Source organism: Shewanella sp. 492 (genome assembly GCF_059338445.1).
On the sequence record NZ_CM181702.1, the window covers coordinates 131,747 to 150,160 of the forward strand.

Annotated in this window: 13 protein-coding genes and 3 tRNA genes; 15 read left to right on the plus strand and 1 reads right to left on the minus strand. The window is 45.7% G+C overall.

Annotated features, from left to right (window positions below):
• Positions 1-27: 27 nt before the first annotated feature.
• Positions 28-978 (minus strand): type I pantothenate kinase, encoded by a 951-nt coding sequence (gene coaA, locus AC5YBX_RS00610; RefSeq protein WP_494520358.1) that lies wholly within the window; start codon positions 976-978, stop codon positions 28-30.
• A 234-nt stretch (positions 979-1,212) separates the two neighbouring features.
• On the opposite strand from coaA, the gene AC5YBX_RS00615 reads away from it, so the two are divergent.
• The 15 genes from AC5YBX_RS00615 to fusA all read left to right on the plus strand — a co-directional run bounded on the left by AC5YBX_RS00615 (position 1,213) and on the right by fusA (position 18,386).
• Positions 1,213-1,288: transfer RNA gene (locus AC5YBX_RS00615), tRNA-Thr, on the plus strand.
• Between the two features lie 7 nt (positions 1,289-1,295).
• A tRNA-Tyr gene (locus AC5YBX_RS00620) sits at positions 1,296-1,380 on the plus strand.
• Between the two features lie 36 nt (positions 1,381-1,416).
• Positions 1,417-1,490 (plus strand) — tRNA-Gly (locus tag AC5YBX_RS00625).
• Between the two features lie 186 nt (positions 1,491-1,676).
• The gene (gene tuf / locus AC5YBX_RS00630; protein WP_494520352.1) at positions 1,677-2,861 is read left to right on the plus strand and encodes an elongation factor Tu; all 1,185 of its coding nucleotides are present in this window, start codon (positions 1,677-1,679) and stop codon (positions 2,859-2,861) included.
• Between the two features lie 281 nt (positions 2,862-3,142).
• The gene (gene secE, locus AC5YBX_RS00635; RefSeq protein ID WP_494524219.1) at positions 3,143-3,514 is read left to right on the plus strand and encodes a preprotein translocase subunit SecE; all 372 of its coding nucleotides are present in this window, start codon (positions 3,143-3,145) and stop codon (positions 3,512-3,514) included.
• Between the two features lie 9 nt (positions 3,515-3,523).
• A complete protein-coding gene (gene nusG / locus AC5YBX_RS00640; protein ID WP_110456996.1) occupies positions 3,524-4,066 on the plus strand; it encodes a transcription termination/antitermination protein NusG in 543 nt (180 codons plus the stop codon).
• A 126-nt stretch (positions 4,067-4,192) separates the two neighbouring features.
• Entirely contained in the window at positions 4,193-4,621 is a 429-nt protein-coding gene (rplK, locus tag AC5YBX_RS00645; RefSeq protein ID WP_110456995.1) for a 50S ribosomal protein L11, read from the plus strand.
• A gap of 4 nt (positions 4,622-4,625) precedes the next feature.
• Entirely contained in the window at positions 4,626-5,327 is a 702-nt protein-coding gene (gene rplA, locus AC5YBX_RS00650) for a 50S ribosomal protein L1 (RefSeq protein ID WP_494520356.1), read from the plus strand.
• A gap of 280 nt (positions 5,328-5,607) precedes the next feature.
• Positions 5,608-6,105: a 50S ribosomal protein L10 gene (gene rplJ / locus AC5YBX_RS00655; RefSeq protein WP_110456993.1), complete on the plus strand. Its 498-nt coding sequence runs from the start codon at positions 5,608-5,610 to the stop codon at positions 6,103-6,105.
• A gap of 53 nt (positions 6,106-6,158) precedes the next feature.
• Positions 6,159-6,524, plus strand: a complete 366-nt coding sequence (gene rplL / locus AC5YBX_RS00660; protein ID WP_028767981.1) for a 50S ribosomal protein L7/L12 — start codon at positions 6,159-6,161, stop codon at positions 6,522-6,524.
• Positions 6,525-6,766: 242 nt separating this feature from the next.
• Positions 6,767-10,798: a DNA-directed RNA polymerase subunit beta gene (gene rpoB, locus AC5YBX_RS00665; protein ID WP_494524220.1), complete on the plus strand. Its 4,032-nt coding sequence runs from the start codon at positions 6,767-6,769 to the stop codon at positions 10,796-10,798.
• A gap of 82 nt (positions 10,799-10,880) precedes the next feature.
• Positions 10,881-15,098 (plus strand): DNA-directed RNA polymerase subunit beta', encoded by a 4,218-nt coding sequence (gene rpoC / locus AC5YBX_RS00670; protein WP_494520354.1) that lies wholly within the window; start codon positions 10,881-10,883, stop codon positions 15,096-15,098.
• A 189-nt stretch (positions 15,099-15,287) separates the two neighbouring features.
• The gene (rpsL, locus tag AC5YBX_RS00675) at positions 15,288-15,662 is read left to right on the plus strand and encodes a 30S ribosomal protein S12 (protein WP_069670836.1); all 375 of its coding nucleotides are present in this window, start codon (positions 15,288-15,290) and stop codon (positions 15,660-15,662) included.
• Positions 15,663-15,743: 81 nt separating this feature from the next.
• Positions 15,744-16,214 (plus strand): 30S ribosomal protein S7, encoded by a 471-nt coding sequence (gene rpsG / locus AC5YBX_RS00680; RefSeq protein WP_110456990.1) that lies wholly within the window; start codon positions 15,744-15,746, stop codon positions 16,212-16,214.
• A gap of 75 nt (positions 16,215-16,289) precedes the next feature.
• Entirely contained in the window at positions 16,290-18,386 is a 2,097-nt protein-coding gene (gene fusA, locus AC5YBX_RS00685; RefSeq protein WP_494520353.1) for an elongation factor G, read from the plus strand.
• Positions 18,387-18,414 lie beyond the last annotated feature (28 nt).

Below are 18,414 nucleotides of genomic sequence, written 5' to 3' on the forward strand. Positions count from 1 at the left end.
CATGATAAACGCACGCTAGTTTACTGCCTATTTACGTAACAGCACCTGATTCATCATATGGTCGGTGCCTTTACTTAAAATCAGATGCGCTCGATCGCGGGTCGGTAAGATATTTAAATTAAGATTGGGGCCATTGATACTGTCCCAGATGTTGGCCGCAATACGAGTCGCTTCAGTGTCGTTGAGATCCGAATAGTGATGAAAATAAGAGTTCACATCACTAAATGCTCCTTGTCTAAATTTTAAGAAACGCGATATATACCAATGCTTTAGTAGTGATTCGTCTGCATCTACATAGATAGAAAAATCTACAAAGTCAGATACAAATGGTTGTGAGATTGCTACATGACTGTCTTGGCTGGTTTGTAATACATTTAACCCTTCGATAATCAGAATATCGGGTTGTTCAATAACCTGCTGAGTATCAGCGACTCTGTCATAGGTTATGTGAGAATAGATGGGGGCATGGACTGTACTTTCGCCGGCTTTTATCTTCGATATAAATTCGACCAACATCTTCATATCATAGCTTTCGGGAAAGCCCTTACGCTGCAATAAACCACGACGCTTCAATTCTGCCAGTGGGTACAAAAAGCCATCAGTGGTGACCAGATCAACCTTTGGATGTTCTGGCCACTGTCTTAATAAGGCTTGCATGATACGCGCTGTGGTGCTTTTACCCACAGCAACACTGCCTGCGATACTAATAATGTAAGGGCGCTTTGGCGGTTCTCGGCCTATAAATTGGCTTAATACTAGGCCGCGTTGTTGTTTGGCACCGATGATAAGGTTTAATAGTCGACTAAGGGGTAAGTAAATATCGGTGACTTCATCGAGTGAGATAGATTCATTGATACCGCGTAAGTCTTCGAGATCTGTTTCACTGAGGGTAAGTGGTACCGATTTTCGTAGTTCAGCCCATTGTTGGCGCTCGAAAGCAAGATAAAGCGCATTGTGAATTTGATTAGTGGCTAACATGGATAAATCTCCCCTTAGGCAACGCACAGTACACCATCGTGTTTATGTGAACAACTGCAAAAATGCTATTCCTATAGTAGGAAATAAGTAATTGCTCAATTCTGATTGAATCGTGCACAGTGAGTAGTGTTTTTGGTTGAAAAAGCGCCGTTCGAATGGTTTTTTTACATATTTTTGAAATTAGCTATTGCACTTGTGCTCATGATTCCCTAATATCCGCTACCGAAATGACACGCCGGCATAGCTCAGTTGGTAGAGCAACTGACTTGTAATCAGTAGGTCCCGAGTTCGACTCTTGGTGCCGGCACCATTTCTCTGGAGGGGTTCCCGAGTGGCCAAAGGGATCAGACTGTAAATCTGACGGCTCAGCCTTCGAAGGTTCGAATCCTTCTCCCTCCACCATTTTTTTAGGTAGTTAGGTAACCTTAGTTAGGTTGCGCGGATGTCGTATAATGGTATTACTCCAGCCTTCCAAGCTGATAACGCGGGTTCGATTCCCGCCATCCGCTCCAATTTTCGCTGATTGTGCCCATATCTAAGAGCAATCCCATCTATAAAGGGTCAGTTCTCGATAACTGCCTTCAGCTCCTACTAAAGTCCCCTAATTATCTTAATGAATCGATTCGATGTCATAAATGCATCGGATTTTTTGTTGTATGTAGATTTCATCACCAAGTATCTCTAATTGGGGCAATACCATGGCTAAAGAAAAATTTGAACGTAGCAAACCTCACGTAAACGTGGGCACCATCGGTCACGTTGACCATGGTAAAACCACTCTTACTGCAGCAATCTCTGCTGTATTAACTAAGACATACGGCGGTGAAGCTCGTAACTTCGCACAAATCGATAACGCTCCAGAAGAGCGTGAGCGCGGTATTACAATTAATACTTCTCACATCGAATATGACACTCCATCACGTCACTACGCACACGTAGACTGCCCAGGTCACGCGGATTATGTTAAAAACATGATCACTGGTGCTGCCCAAATGGACGGCGCGATCCTAGTAGTAGCTTCTACAGATGGTCCAATGCCACAGACTCGTGAGCACATCCTGCTTTCACGTCAGGTTGGCGTACCTTTCATCATCGTATTCATGAACAAGTGTGACATGGTTGATGACGAAGAGCTTCTAGAGCTAGTAGAAATGGAAGTTCGTGAACTTCTATCTGAATATGACTTCCCAGGTGATGACCTACCAGTTATCCAAGGTTCTGCGCTTAAAGCCCTAGAAGGCGAGCCAGAGTGGGAAGCTAAGATCATTGAGCTTGCAGAAGCACTAGATACTTATATTCCAGAGCCAGAGCGTGCAATTGACGGTGCATTCATTCTTCCAATCGAAGACGTATTCTCAATCGCTGGCCGTGGTACTGTTGTAACTGGTCGTGTAGAGCGCGGTGTCATCAAAGTAGGTGAAGAAGTAGAAATCGTTGGTATTCGCGATACTACTAAGACCACTTGTACTGGTGTTGAAATGTTCCGTAAACTGCTTGACGAAGGTCGTGCAGGCGAGAACTGTGGTGTACTACTACGTGGTACTAAGCGTGATGAAGTTGAGCGTGGTCAAGTATTGGCTAAGCCTGGTTCAATCACTCCACACACAACATTCCAGTCAGAAATCTATGTTCTGTCAAAAGAAGAAGGCGGACGTCACACTCCATTCTTCAAAGGTTACCGTCCACAGTTCTACTTCCGTACAACAGACGTAACCGGTACTATCGAGTTGCCAGAAGGCGTAGAGATGGTAATGCCTGGTGATAACGTACAGATGACAGTAACACTAATCTGCCCAATCGCGATGGACGAAGGTTTACGCTTCGCAATCCGTGAAGGTGGCCGCACAGTTGGTGCTGGTGTTGTAGCTAAGATCATTGCTTAATCGCAAAGTGTCTTAACACAATACTGAAAAAGGCAGCTTAGGCTGCCTTTTTCATTTTTAGTCACTAATATTTGTTGGTAACAAGTCCTGAGTCGCCTTGCCAATTGTAGTGAATAAGAATACAATCTATGGCCGATTTTTGACCCTCAGGGCTTACTTTTTGCTCTAGTAGTGGGTAAGCTCGGGCATACAGTGGTATGGTCAACAAAATCTTACTTGATAAAGAATTTTGCGACTGACCAAACTTAAGCTCAGGTCGTAGTGAGTAACGGAAGTAACCGATGACAACAAATACTGAAAATCAGGGTAACTCTCTTGATATCGTTAAATGGGGCGTAGTAGTTATTCTGCTGGCCGCTGCCATTATTGCTAATCAAATGTATAGCGAAGCAAGCGTATTAGTCCGTGCTATCGGTGTCGTAGTGACATTCGCAATAGCCGGCTTTATCGCTCTTCAAACCGAGAAAGGCAAGCAAGCGTTGACCTTTGCTCGTGAGTCGCACATTGAAGTTCGTAAAGTGGTTTGGCCTACGCGTCAAGAAGCGCTAAATACGACTTTTATCGTTTTAGCGGCAACCGGTATTCTGGCACTTATCCTTTGGGGTATGGATGCCGTATTGCTGAGAATTGTTAATTTTATTACAGGCGTATAGGCATTTCGTATGACTGAAGCTAAAAAAAGATGGTATGTGGTTCAGGCCTTTTCGGGTTATGAAGGTCGCGTATGTAAATCATTGCTTGAACACATCAAAATGCATGAAATGGAGCACTATTTCGGTGAGGTCTTAGTACCGACTGAAGAAGTGGTTGAAATGCGTGCAGGCCAGCGTCGTAAGAGTGAGCGTAAATTTTTTCCTGGCTATGTATTAGTCCAGATGGAAATGAATGACGAAAGCTGGCACTTGGTGAAAAGCATCCCTCGTGTAATGGGCTTCATTGGTGGTACGTCAGATCGTCCAGCGCCGATTTCAGATAAAGAAGCCGATGCGATTTTACAGCGTCTACAAGAAACTACTGAGTCGCCAACGCATCGCGTGATGTTTGAACCTGGTGAAGTCGTGCGCGTGACCGACGGTCCATTCGCTGACTTTAACGGCACGGTAGAAGAAGTCGATTACGAGAAGAACCGCGTCAAAGTATCGGTAATGATCTTTGGTCGTTCAACGCCAGTAGAGCTTGATTTTAGCCAGATCGAAAAGAGCTGATTAAATAAAGCGCAAAACGTATTGGAAATGGCTGCGGATTTTTGTATAATCCGCAGCCATTATTTTCGGGGAGCTAATAGGCATGTCGCCTTTAGCGTTTGTACCCATACTTGAGGAAAATGTCTCATGGCAAAGAAAGTTGATGGTTACATCAAACTACAAGTAGCAGCCGGTGCTGCAAACCCGTCGCCACCAGTTGGCCCTGCATTGGGTCAGAAAGGTGTTAACATCATGGAATTCTGTAAAGCATTCAACGCTCGTACTGAGAAGTTCGAGAAAGGTATGCCAATTCCTGTTGTTATCACTGTTTACACTGATCGCTCTTTCACTTTTGAAACTAAGACTCCTCCAGCTTCGTTCCTACTGCTTAAAGCAGCGGGTCTTAAGTCTGGTTCAGGCCGTCCTAACACTGAAAAAGTGGGAACTATCAAGCGTAGCGCTGTCCAGGAAATCGCTGAGACTAAAGCCGCTGATATGACTGGTGCTGATATTGAAGCGATGATTCGCTCAATTGAAGGTACTGCGCGTTCAATGGGTTTGGTAGTAGAGGATTAATATCATGGCAAAGCTAACTAAACGCGCGCGTTTGATCCGCGAAAAAGTAGAAGTAACTAAGAGCTACGACATCAACGAAGCTGTTGCACTTCTTAAAGAACTAGCAACTGCTAAGTTCGTTGAGAGTGTAGACGTAGCGGTTAACCTAGGTGTTGACCCACGTAAATCTGACCAAAACGTGCGTGGTGCAACTGTACTTCCACACGGTACTGGTCGTGATGTACGTGTTGCTGTGTTCACTCAAGGCGCTAACGCTGACGCTGCTAAAGAAGCCGGTGCTGAACTTGTTGGTATGGATGACCTTGCTGCACAAGTTAAAGCTGGCGAAATGAACTTCGACGTAGTTATCGCATCTCCAGATGCAATGCGCGTTGTTGGTCAGTTAGGTCAAATCTTAGGCCCACGTGGTCTAATGCCTAACCCTAAAACTGGTACTGTGACTCCAAACGTTGCAGAAGCAGTTAAGAACGCTAAAGCAGGTCAAGTGCGTTATCGCAATGACAAGAACGGTATTATCCACACTACTATCGGTAAAGTGGATTTCGATACTGTTCAACTAAAAGAAAACCTAGAAGCTCTACTTGGCGCGCTTATCAAAGCTAAGCCAGCTGCTGCTAAAGGCGTTTTCGTTAAGAAAGTAAGCATCTCTACCACTATGGGTGCAGGTGTGGCAGTTGATCAGAGCACTCTGACTCCAGCAGCTTAATTTCTTGGCATGATTTTACAAAGTGGGCAAGTTAGCATATAATGCGCGCACTTTGTGGGTTGAGGTCTATTTTCGTACTACTTTTAGTATTACAGAATAGACCCTCGTCCAAGACCGTAGGTGTTAACGCAGTGCGCTAACTTAATTTCCTACGTAGACGGTGTCGGACCCCAGTTAGATTTTATTCTGCCTGGATATTCGCGCCGTAAGTAACTAAGTTAATTGACTTAGTTTGGTAATTGCTAGGGAATTCCCTAGATAGAATCCAGGAGTAAAGCCAATGGCATTAAGACTCGAAGACAAAAAAGCGATTGTTGCTGAAGTCAACGAAGCTGCCAAAGGTGCTTTATCTGCAGTTGTTGCCGATTCACGCGGTGTAACTGTAGGTGATATGACCGGTCTTCGTAAAGCCGCTCGTGAAGCTGGTGTGTACGTTAAAGTTGTACGTAACACTCTAGTTAAACGCGCTGTTGAAGGTACTGCTTTTGAGTGCCTTAGCGATACGTTTACAGGTCCTACTTTGATCGCATTCTCTAATGAGCATCCAGGTGCAGCAGCGCGTCTTCTTAAAGACTTCGCTAAAGTACAAGGTAACTTTGAGATCAAAGCAGCAGCCTTTGAAGGGGAACTAATCCCTGCAGATAACATTGATCGTTTAGCAAAACTACCAACATACGAAGAAGCACTAGCTCAGTTCATGATGACTCTAAAAGAAGCATCTGCAGGCAAGTTCGTTCGTACATTGGCCGCTCTACGCGATCAGAAAGAAGCTGCTTAATTTTACAAGCCGCTTAATTAAATTGAATTCAGTACAATTAGGAATTTTTTGTTATGTCTATCACTAAAGACCAAATCTTAGAAGCCCTTGCAGCAATGTCTGTAATGGAAGTTGTTGAACTAATCGAAGCAATGGAAGAGAAGTTCGGCGTTTCTGCCGCTGCTGCTGTTGTTTCTGGTGGTGGCGAAGCTGCTGCTGCTGAAGAGAAAACAGAATTCGACGTAATTCTTACTTCTCACGGTGACAACAAAGTTGCTGTTATTAAAGCACTTCGTGGCGCTACAGGTCTAGGCCTGAAAGAAGCTAAAGGTATGGCTGAATCTGCTCCAGTAGCAGTTAAAGAAGCTATCTCTAAAGAAGAAGCTGAAGCTCTTAAAACTGAACTTGAAGCAGCTGGTGCTGCAGTAGAGATCAAGTAAGTTATAATATAACTTACATCCCACCCGAGTCATCGGGCGGAGGCTGGCGGTTTTTTAACCGTCGGCCTTTTTTGCGCTGTAAGCGTTGGCGATTTTTTTTTCACCGTTTGTCGCCAGATTTTGCAGTCCCTAGCAGAGATTACTGGTTAGGTTCTTGCTTTCAACGGTGATGGGCAAACGTGCTGATTCAACCCCTTAGCGTTGATTCAGTCTTGGTCACATCTCGCAATCAGAGGAAACCCATGGTTTACTCCTATTCTGAAAAGAAGCGTATTCGCAAAGACTTTGGTAAGCGTCCACAAGTTTTGGATATCCCTTACCTATTGTCAATCCAGTTGGACTCCTTTAAGAAGTTCACCGATCAAGATCCTACAGGCGAGCGTGGTTTAGAAGCCGCTTTCCGTAGCGTTTTTCCCATCAAGAGCTTTTCTGGTAATTCTGAGCTGCAATATGTCAGCTATAAACTAGGTGAGCCTGTTTTTGATGTGAAAGAGTGTCAAATTCGCGGTGTTACATACTCAGCACCACTACGTGTTAAGTTACGTATGGTACTGTATGACCGTGAAGCGGCACCTGGCACAGTAAAAGATATTAAAGAACAAGAAGTCTATATGGGGGATATCCCTCTGATGACTGATAACGGTACTTTTGTTATCAATGGTACTGAGCGTGTTATCGTATCTCAGTTACACCGTAGTCCCGGTGTATTCTTCGATCACGACCGTGGTAAGACCCACTCTTCTGGTAAGGTGCTGTATAACGCACGTATTATTCCTTACCGTGGTTCATGGTTGGATTTTGAGTTCGATCCAAAAGATGCGCTATTTGTTCGTATTGACCGTCGTCGTAAACTTGCGGCTTCAATCATTCTGCGTGCACTAGACTACTCTACTCAAGATATCCTTGATCTGTTCTTTGAACGCGTTCAATACAAGATTAAGAAAGATACCTTGGTAATGGAGCTAGTCGCTGACCGTCTTCGCGGTGAAACAGCAAGCTACGACATTAAAGATGCTGAAGGTACTATCTTAGTTGAGAAAGGACGTCGTATTACTGCGCGCCATATTAAGCAACTAGAGAAAACCAACACGACTGAGCTTGAAGTACCAGTTGAATACATCTCAGGCAAGATTTCTGCACAAGATTATATCGACCCAGATACGGGCGAAGTGTTGGTGTCTGCAAACGCAGAGATCAGCCTAGAAGATCTTGCTAAGCTTTCAATGGCTGGTATCAAAGAGATCGATACACTGTTCATCAACGAGCTTGATCACGGTGCATATATCTCTGACACGTTGCGTATCGATTCTACAACTAACCGCTTAGAAGCGTTAGTTGAGATCTACCGTATGATGCGTCCTGGCGAGCCACCAACCAAAGATGCTGCAGAAGCCCTATTCCAGAACTTGTTCTTTAGCGAAGAGCGCTATGATCTATCTAAAGTAGGTCGTATGAAGTTCAACCGTCGTCTCGGTATCGACGATGACGAAGGTACTGGCATTCTGACCAAAGAAGATATCGTTGCAGTAATGCAAAACATCATCAAGATCCGTAACGGTAATGATGAAGTCGATGATATCGATCACTTGGGCAACCGTCGTATCCGTAGTGTTGGCGAAATGGCTGAAAACCAGTTCCGTGTAGGTCTCGTTCGTGTAGAGCGTGCCGTACGTGAGCGTTTAAGCCTTGGCGATCTGAATGAGCTAATGCCTCAAGATCTGATCAACGCTAAGCCTATTTCTGCTGCAGTGAAAGAGTTCTTCGGTTCTTCTCAGCTGTCTCAGTTCATGGACCAAAACAACCCACTATCAGAAGTGACTCACAAGCGCCGTATTTCGGCTCTTGGTCCTGGTGGTTTGACACGTGAGCGTGCAGGTTTCGAAGTTCGAGACGTTCACCCAACTCACTATGGACGTCTATGTCCAATTGAGACCCCTGAAGGTCCAAACATTGGTCTAATCAACTCGTTAGCAAGCTTTGCACGCACTAACTCTTATGGTTTCCTTGAAACACCTTACCGCAAGGTAATTGATGGTGTGATCACTGATCAAGTTGATTACTTGTCAGCAATCGAAGAGGGCCGTTACGTTATTGCACAGGCTAACATTGAGCTTGATGCCGATGGCCGTATGGTTGAAGAGCAAATTGCTTGTCGTCATAAGGGTGAATCTACCTTTATGCGCGCTGCCGACGTTCAATATATGGACGTATCGCCACAACAGATCATCTCAGTTGCTGCGTCACTGATCCCGTTCCTAGAACACGATGATGCTAACCGTGCATTGATGGGTGCGAACATGCAACGTCAAGCGGTTCCAACATTGCGCGCCGATAAGCCGCTGGTTGGTACGGGTATCGAACGTACGCTAGCGGTTGACTCAGGTGTTGTTGTTGCAGCTAAGCGTGGTGGTTATGTTGATTACGTTGACGCTAGCCGTATCGTAGTTAAGGTAAACGAAGCAGAATTGACTCCAGGTGAAGCTGGTATCGATATCTACAACTTGACCAAATACACTCGTTCTAACCAGAACACCTGTATTAATCAGCGTCCATGTTGCAGCGTTGGTGACCCAGTTGTTCGTGGTGACGTACTTGCCGATGGCCCATCTACCGATTTAGGTGATTTGGCACTTGGTCAGAACATGCGTATCGCGTTCATGCCCTGGAATGGTTACAACTTCGAGGATTCGATCTTAATCTCTGAGCGCGTTGCGCAAGAGGATCGTTTCACCACTATCCACATTCAAGAGCTTTCATGTATCGCTCGTGATACTAAGTTGGGTAGCGAAGAGATCACTGCTGATATTCCAAACGTAGGTGAGTCTGCGCTTTCTAAGCTAGATGAATCAGGTATCGTTTACATTGGTGCTGAAGTTAAGGGTGGCGACATCCTAGTGGGCAAAGTGACACCTAAAGGTGAAACTCAGCTAACGCCAGAAGAGAAGCTATTGCGTGCGATCTTCGGTGAAAAAGCATCTGATGTTAAAGATAGCTCACTACGTGTACCTAACTCAGTTAAAGGTACCATCATCGACGTTCAGGTATTTACCCGTGACGGCGTTGAGAAAGATAAGCGTGCGGTAGAAATCGAAGAGATGCATATCGCCCAGGCTAAGAAAGACCTCACTGAAGAATTTAAGATTCTTGAAGATGGTGTGATTGGCCGTGCTCGCAACCTATTAATAGGTGCTGGCTACACTGAAGCCCAGCTTGATGCCATTCCTCGTTCACAGTTGTTAGTGCAAACTATCGACGATGAAACTAAGCAAACTGAACTAGAACAGTTAGCTGAGCAAGCGGAAGAGCTAAAAGCTGACTTCGATAAGAAGTTCGAAGTTAAGCGTCGTAAGATCACTCAAGGTGATGACTTAGCGCCTGGCGTACTTAAGATTGTTAAGGTTTACCTAGCAGTTAAACGTACTATTCAGCCTGGTGATAAAATGGCGGGTCGTCACGGTAACAAGGGTGTTATCTCTAAGATTAACCCTGTAGAAGATATGCCGTACGACGAAAATGGTAACCCAGTGGACATCGTATTGAACCCACTAGGTGTACCATCGCGTATGAACATCGGTCAGGTTCTTGAAGTGCATTTAGGCGCAGCGGCGAAAGGTATCGGTGACAAGATCACTGCTATGCTAGAAGAGCAGCGCGAGCTTGCAGAGCTTCGTAACTACATCAAGCAAGTTTATGAACTTGGTGAAGACGTGCAACAGCGCGTTGATATCGATTCATTTACTGATGAAGAAGTTATTCGTCTTGCTAAGAACCTAAGAGGCGGTGTTCCGACTGCGACGCCAGCATTCGATGGTGCAAAAGAGAAAGAAATTAAGGAGATGCTTGAATTAGCTGGTCTTCCTACTTCTGGACAGCGCACCTTGTTTGATGGTCGTACCGGTAACCAATTTGAACGTCCAGTAACCGTAGGTTACATGTACATGCTTAAACTTAACCACTTGGTTGACGATAAGATGCACGCGCGTTCAACTGGTTCTTACAGTCTTGTTACTCAGCAACCACTGGGCGGTAAAGCTCAGTTTGGTGGTCAGCGTTTCGGTGAGATGGAAGTATGGGCACTTGAAGCATACGGTGCCGCTTACACTCTACAAGAGATGCTTACTGTTAAGTCTGATGATGTTAACGGTCGTACTCAGATGTATAAGAACATCGTCGACGGTAACCACCAGATGCAACCAGGTATGCCTGAGTCCTTCAACGTATTGCTGAAGGAGATCCGTTCACTCGGTATTAATATCGAGTTGGATCAAAAGTAAGACTTGGCCATCGCCGAAGTTTGGCAATAAACGGTGCTCCGCGCAAGCGGAGCACCCGGTTTAACTCCTTCAGGAGAGAAACGTGAAAGACTTATTAAAGTTTCTGAAACAGCAAAGCAAGACTGAAGAATTTGAAGGGATCAAGATTGGCCTAGCGTCGCCAGATCTCATCCGCTCTTGGTCATTTGGTGAAGTTAAGAAGCCAGAAACCATCAACTACCGTACTTTCAAGCCTGAGCGTGAAGGTTTGTTCTGTGCGCGTATTTTTGGTCCAGTAAAAGATTATGAATGTTTATGCGGTAAGTATAAGCGTCTTAAGCACCGTGGTGTGATCTGTGAAAAGTGTGGCGTAGAAGTTACCCAGACTAAAGTACGTCGTGAGCGTATGGGTCACATTGATCTAGCAAGCCCAGTGGCACACATTTGGTTCTTGAAATCACTGCCGTCCCGTATCGGTTTGATGCTAGATATGACACTGCGTGATATCGAACGTGTACTTTACTTCGAATCATTTGTTGTGATCGAGCCTGGCATGACCAGCCTTGAACGCGGCCAAATGCTGACTGAAGAAAATTACCTTGACGCACTCGAAGAGTACGGTGATGAGTTCGAAGCTAAGATGGGTGCAGAAGCAGTTCTTGAATTGCTACGTGCTATCGATCTTGAAAAAGAGATTGAGATGATGCGCGAAGAGTTGCCATCAATCAACTCTGAGACTCGTCGTAAGAAGATCACTAAGCGTCTTAAGCTCATTGAAGCGTTCTTCACTTCAGGCAACAAGCCTGAGTGGATGATCCTCAAAGTGCTACCGGTTCTGCCACCTGACTTGCGTCCTCTAGTTCCACTAGATGGCGGTCGTTTTGCTACGTCTGATTTGAACGACCTTTACCGTCGTGTGATCAACCGTAACAACCGTCTAAAGCGTCTATTAGACCTAGCTGCTCCAGACATCATCGTGCGCAACGAAAAGCGTATGTTGCAAGAGTCTGTTGATGCGCTACTAGATAATGGTCGTCGTGGTCGTGCTATTACTGGTTCTAACAAGCGTCCGCTTAAATCTTTGGCCGATATGATCAAAGGTAAGCAAGGTCGTTTCCGTCAGAACTTGCTAGGTAAACGTGTTGACTATTCTGGTCGTTCGGTAATTACCGTAGGTCCTACTTTACGTCTACACCAGTGTGGTCTTCCTAAGAAGATGGCACTTGAGCTATTTAAGCCATTCATCTATGGCAAGTTAGAAGGTCGTGGCCTAGCTACTACCATCAAAGCTGCTAAGAAGATGGTTGAACGTGAAGTACCTGAAGTATGGGACGTGCTAGATGACGTGATCCGCGAACATCCAGTGATGCTTAACCGTGCACCAACACTGCACAGATTGGGTATCCAGGCGTTCGAGCCTGTCCTTATTGAAGGTAAAGCGATTCAGCTACACCCACTCGTTTGTGCGGCATACAACGCCGACTTCGATGGTGACCAAATGGCTGTTCACGTGCCGCTAACGCTCGAAGCGCAGCTAGAAGCACGTTCACTAATGATGTCGACCAACAACATCCTTTCACCTGCAAACGGTGAGCCAGTGATCACACCGTCACAGGACGTTGTATTGGGTCTTTACTACACCAGTCGCGAGCGCGTGAATGGTTTAGGTGAAGGCATGGCGTTTGAATCTGTTGATGAAGTAGAAAAAGCTTACCGTACAGGTGTGGCTGAGCTACATGCGCGCGTTAAAGTACGTATCACAGAGACAACGATTGCTGACAATGGTGAGCGTACAGAAGCACGTCGTATCGTAGATACTACTGTGGGTCGTGCACTGTTATCTCAGATTCTGCCAAAAGGCTTATCGTATGATTTGGTTAACCAAAACATGGGTAAGAAGCAGATCTCTAAGCTATTGAACACTTGTTACCGTCAACTAGGTCTTAAAGATACCGTTATCTTTGCTGACCAATTGATGTATACCGGTTTCCACTTTGCGACAGTATCGGGTGCCTCTGTTGGTATTAACGATATGGTTATTCCTGATGAGAAGTACACGCTTGTAGCAGATGCTGAAGCTGAAGTACTTGAGATTCAAGAACAGTTCCAGTCGGGTCTGGTTACCGCAGGTGAGCGTTATAACAAAGTCATCGATATCTGGGCAAGTGCGAACGAAAAAGTTTCTAAAGCGATGATGGATAACCTGTCTACTGAGACAGTGATTAACCGTGATGGTGAAGAAGAGACTCAAGCATCGTTCAACAGCATCTACATGATGGCCGACTCAGGCGCTCGTGGTAGTGCTGCACAGATTCGTCAGCTAGCGGGTATGCGTGGTCTGATGGCTAAGCCAGATGGCTCAATCATCGAAACCCCAATTACGGCTAACTTCCGTGAAGGTCTAAACGTACTCCAGTACTTTATCTCTACTCACGGTGCACGTAAGGGTCTAGCGGATACGGCACTTAAGACAGCGAACTCGGGTTACCTGACTCGCCGTCTAGTTGACGTTGCGCAAGACTTAGTTGTTATCGAAGACGATTGTGGTACCCACGAAGGTCTAACAATGAAGCCGCTGATTGAAGGTGGTGATGTTGTTGAGCCGTTACGTGAACGTGTGCTTGGTCGCGTAGTAGCAGAAGATGTTTACTACCCAGGTACAGAGAATGTACTTGTACCTCGTAACACCCTGCTTGATGAAGCATGGTGTGACACGTTAGAAGAGCATTCAATCGATGAGATGATCGTTCGTTCTGTTATTAGCTGTGATACTGACTTCGGTGTTTGTGCTGCTTGTTATGGTCGTGATTTGGCTCGTGGCCATATCATTAACCAAGGTGAAGCTATCGGTGTTGTTGCTGCTCAGTCAATTGGTGAGCCAGGTACACAGCTGACGATGCGTACCTTCCACATTGGTGGTGCGGCATCTCGAGCGTCTGCAGAAAACAACGTCCAAGTTAAGAATGCTGGTTCGCTAAAACTGCATAACGCTAAGCACGTTAAGAACAGTGTAGGCAAGCTGGTTATCGTATCGCGTTCATCAGAACTGGCTATCATTGATGAGCTAGGTCGTGAGAAAGAGCGTTACAAAGTCCCTTACGGTACCATCTTAGAAAAGTTAGAAGATGCATCAGTTAATCCTGGTGAAATCATCGCTAACTGGGATCCGCATACTCACCCAATCATCTCTGAAGTGGCGGGTAGTATCAAGTTCGTTGATATGATTGACGGTGTCACTATGACACGTCAAACCGATGAGCTAACGGGTCTGTCTTCGATTGTTGTGTTAGACGTTGGTCAACGTCCTGCAGCCGGTAAAGAGATGCGCCCTGCGATCCGTCTAGTGGGTGCCGATGGCAACGACTTGATGATCCCAGGTACTGAAGTACCAGCGCAATACTTCTTACCAGGTAAGGCGATTGTAAACCAAGACGATAATGCACCAATTAACGTTGGTGATGCGTTGGCACGTATTCCACAAGAATCGTCTAAGACGCGCGATATTACCGGTGGTCTACCACGCGTTGCCGACTTGTTTGAAGCGCGTAAACCAAAAGAGCCTGCAATTCTTGCTGAGTACTCAGGTACTATCTCGTTTGGTAAAGAGACCAAAGGCAAGCGTCGTCTAGTGATCACTCCTGCAGATGGTGGTAAGCCATATGAAGAGATGATTCCTAAGTGGCGTAACCTAAACGTGTTCGAAGGTGAAAAAGTCGAACGTGGTGAGGTTATTGCTGACGGTCCAGAAGCGGCGCACGATATCTTGCGTCTGCGTGGTATTCACAAAGTGGCTAACTATATCGTTAATGAAGTCCAAGACGTATACCGTCTACAGGGCGTAAAAATTAACGATAAGCACATTGAAGTGATTATCCGTCAGATGCTTCGTAAGTGCGAAATCACCGAAGCGGGTGATAGTGATTTCCTACCTGGTGAGCAAGTTGAAGTCTCGCGCGTTAAGATCGCTAACCGCGAACTTGAAGCGCAAGGTAAGGCACCAGCTAAGTTCGAACGTGAACTACTAGGTATCACTAAGGCTTCTCTGGCGACTGAGTCGTTTATCTCGGCTGCATCGTTCCAGGAAACGACACGCGTATTGACTGAAGCTGCCGTTGGCGGTAAGAGCGATAAGCTACGTGGCCTGAAAGAGAACGTGATTGTTGGTCGCTTGATTCCTGCCGGTACGGGTTATGCGTATCATCAGAAACGCAACCAAGTGAGTGCTAATAAAGGTCAAGCTGAAGAAGCTCCCGTTATTAGTGCAAGCGAAGCTGAGCAAAACTTGGCAGATCTGCTTAATCTAGCAGGTAGTGCTGAGTAATTAGCGCTTAAACGTAAACAGGTTGTAAAAAAGGCACCTAGGGTGCCTTTTTTTTACTTAAATTGGGTAAAAAGTTGGCTATTTCTTGACAGGAACTGATTACCTTTCTAAAATTTCGCGTCCCACACCTGTGGGATATAGATTTTTCACACCTTACTGTTGAGTTTATCAACTGATTCGGAGCTATACATGGCAACTGTAAACCAGTTGGTACGTAAGCCTCGCTCGCCAAAAGTCATCAAGACTGCTGTGCCAGCGTTGAATGCGTGTCCACAAAAACGTGGTGTTTGTACTCGCGTATACACAACCACACCAAAAAAACCTAACTCTGCACTACGTAAAGTAGCTCGTGTGCGTCTAACTAACGGGTTCGAAGTCACTTCGTACATCGGCGGTGAAGGCCACAACCTGCAGGAACACAGCGTGATTCTGATCCGTGGCGGTCGTGTAAAAGACTTACCAGGTGTTCGTTATCACACTGTACGTGGCGCATTAGACTGTGCTGGTGTTAGTGAGCGTCGTCAAGGACGTTCTAAGTACGGAGCTAAGCGTCCTAAGTCTTAACGTTTTCCGTTAAGTAAGGCCAAGCTAGAGACATATTGAGATTCCAGTTTTGGGGTCCCTGAAGCATACGGAGAAATTGTTATGCCAAGACGTCGCGTTGTAGGACAACGTAAAATCCTACCAGATCCAAAATTTCATAGTGAGTTGTTGGCTAAGTTCATCAACGTCATTATGCAGGACGGCAAAAAGTCGACTGCAGAAAAAATTATTTACAAGGCATTAGATGTTGTTGCTGAAAAGAAAGGCGAAGAGCATCTAACTATCCTTGAAGCAGCCCTGGATAACGTCCGTCCAACAGTCGAGGTTAAATCTCGTCGCGTTGGTGGTTCTACTTACCAGGTACCATGTGAAGTTCGTCCAGTGCGTCGTAACGCACTAGCGATGCGCTGGTTGGTTGAAGCTGCACGTAAGCGTGGTGAAAAATCTATGGCTCTACGTCTAGCTGGTGAAATGCTAGATGCTTCTGAAAATAAAGGAACTGCTGTTAAGAAGCGCGAAGACGTGCATCGTATGGCAGAAGCGAACAAAGCGTTTGCTCATTACCGCTGGTAATCTTTTGGTGCAGGCTATTGTCTGCACCACGTTTTACATGACCCAGGTATTTGCCTGGGTAAAGAGGGTTTAATCGTGGCTCGTACAACTCCTATTGAGCGCTACCGTAATATTGGTATTTGTGCTCACGTTGACGCAGGAAAGACCACAACTACAGAACGAGTACTGTTCTTCACTGGTATGTCTCATAAACTCGGTGAAGTCCATGATGGCGCAGCCACTATGGACTGGATGGAACAGGAGCAAGAGCGTGGTATCACTATCACCTCAGCTGCAACTACGACGTTCTGGCGCGGTATGGAAGCACAGTTCGCTGAGCACCGTATCAACATTATTGACACTCCTGGCCACGTTGACTTCACTATTGAAGTTGAGCGCTCGCTGCGTGTTCTAGATGGCGCTGTTGTCGTATTCTGTGGCGCATCGGGTGTTGAACCTCAGTCAGAAACTGTTTGGCGCCAAGCGGACAAGTATCACGTTCCTAGAATTGTATTCGTCAATAAGATGGATCGCTCTGGTGCGGATTTTGAACGTGTAGTTAAACAGATACGTACCCGTCTGGGAGCGACTTGTGTACCAATCCAAATGAGTATTGGTGCAGAAGAAGAGTTTAAAGGGGTCGTCGACCTGATCAAGATGAAAGCCATTAACTGGAATGAAGCTGATCAAGGTATGACCTTCACTTATGAAGATATTCCTGCAGAGCTCGCTGATAAAGCGGCTGAAATGCGTGAATATCTCGTTGAGAGTGCTGCTGAGGCCTCTGACGAACTGATGGACAAGTACCTAGAAGGTGGTGAGTTATCAGAAGCAGAGATTAAAGCCGCATTACGTAAACGAACTCTCGCTAATGAGATCGTACTTGCTACTTGTGGTTCTGCATTTAAGAACAAAGGTGTGCAAGCGGTACTCGATGCTGTTGTGGATTATTTACCGTCGCCTGTCGAAGTTCCGCCTATTAAGGGAATTGACGACAAAGAGCAAGAGGTTGAGCGTCCTGCGGACGACAATGCGCCTTTCTCTGCGCTAGCATTTAAAATTGCAACAGACCCATTCGTCGGAACCTTAACCTTTATACGTGTTTATTCTGGTGTATTGGAAACCGGTTCTGGTGTGTATAACTCGGTTAAGCAAAAACGTGAGCGTATCGGTCGTATGGTGCAGATGCATGCAAACGATCGTAACGAGATCAAAGAAGTGCGCGCTGGTGACATCGCCGCAGCTATAGGTCTTAAAGATGTCACCACTGGTGACACGCTCTGTGATGCTGACCATAAAGTTATACTCGAACGTATGGAGTTTCCTGAGCCCGTAATCACGATTGCTGTGGAGCCAAGATCCCAAGCCGACCAAGAAAAGATGGCTATTGCATTGCAAAAACTTGCTGCAGAAGACCCATCATTTCGCGTTGAGACTAACGAAGAGTCTGGTCAAATACTGATCTCCGGTATGGGTGAGTTACACTTGGACATTATTGTTGACCGTATGCGTCGCGAATTTAATGTTCAATGCAATGTGGGTAAACCACAAGTAGCGTATCGTGAAACTATTCGCTCGAGTGTAGAAGTTGAAGGCAAGTTCGTGCGCCAATCAGGTGGTCGAGGACAATTTGGTCACGTTTGGTTAAAGTTAGAACCGCAAGAAGAAGGTTTTGGCTATGAATTTGTCAACGAGATTGTTGGTGGTGTTATTCCAAAAGAATACATCCCTGCAGTAGATAAAGGTATCCAAGAGCAGATGAAGAACGGCGTTGTCGCTGGCTTCCCTGTGTTGGATGTCAAAGTCACTTTGTTTGACGGCTCATACCATGATGTCGATTCAAACGAGATGGCGTTCAAAGTCGCTGGTTCAATGGCTTTCAAGAAGGGCGCTCTAGAAGCTGACCCAGTGTTACTCGAACCTTGTATGAAGGTCGAAGTAACCACTCCTGAAGACTATATGGGCGATGTAGTAGGTGACTTGAATAGACGACGTGGCATGATTGAAGGAATGGACGACGGCATTGGCGGCGTTAAACTTATTCATGCTGTAGTACCTCTATCTGAAATGTTTGGTTACGCAACAGATTTGCGTAGTGCAACCCAGGGGCGCGCTTCATACTCTATGGAGTTTTTGAAGTACTCTGATGCACCGCAAAATGTCGCAAAATCTGTTGTAGACTCGCGCGGATAACCGCAAACTAGTCTATAACTCATATTGA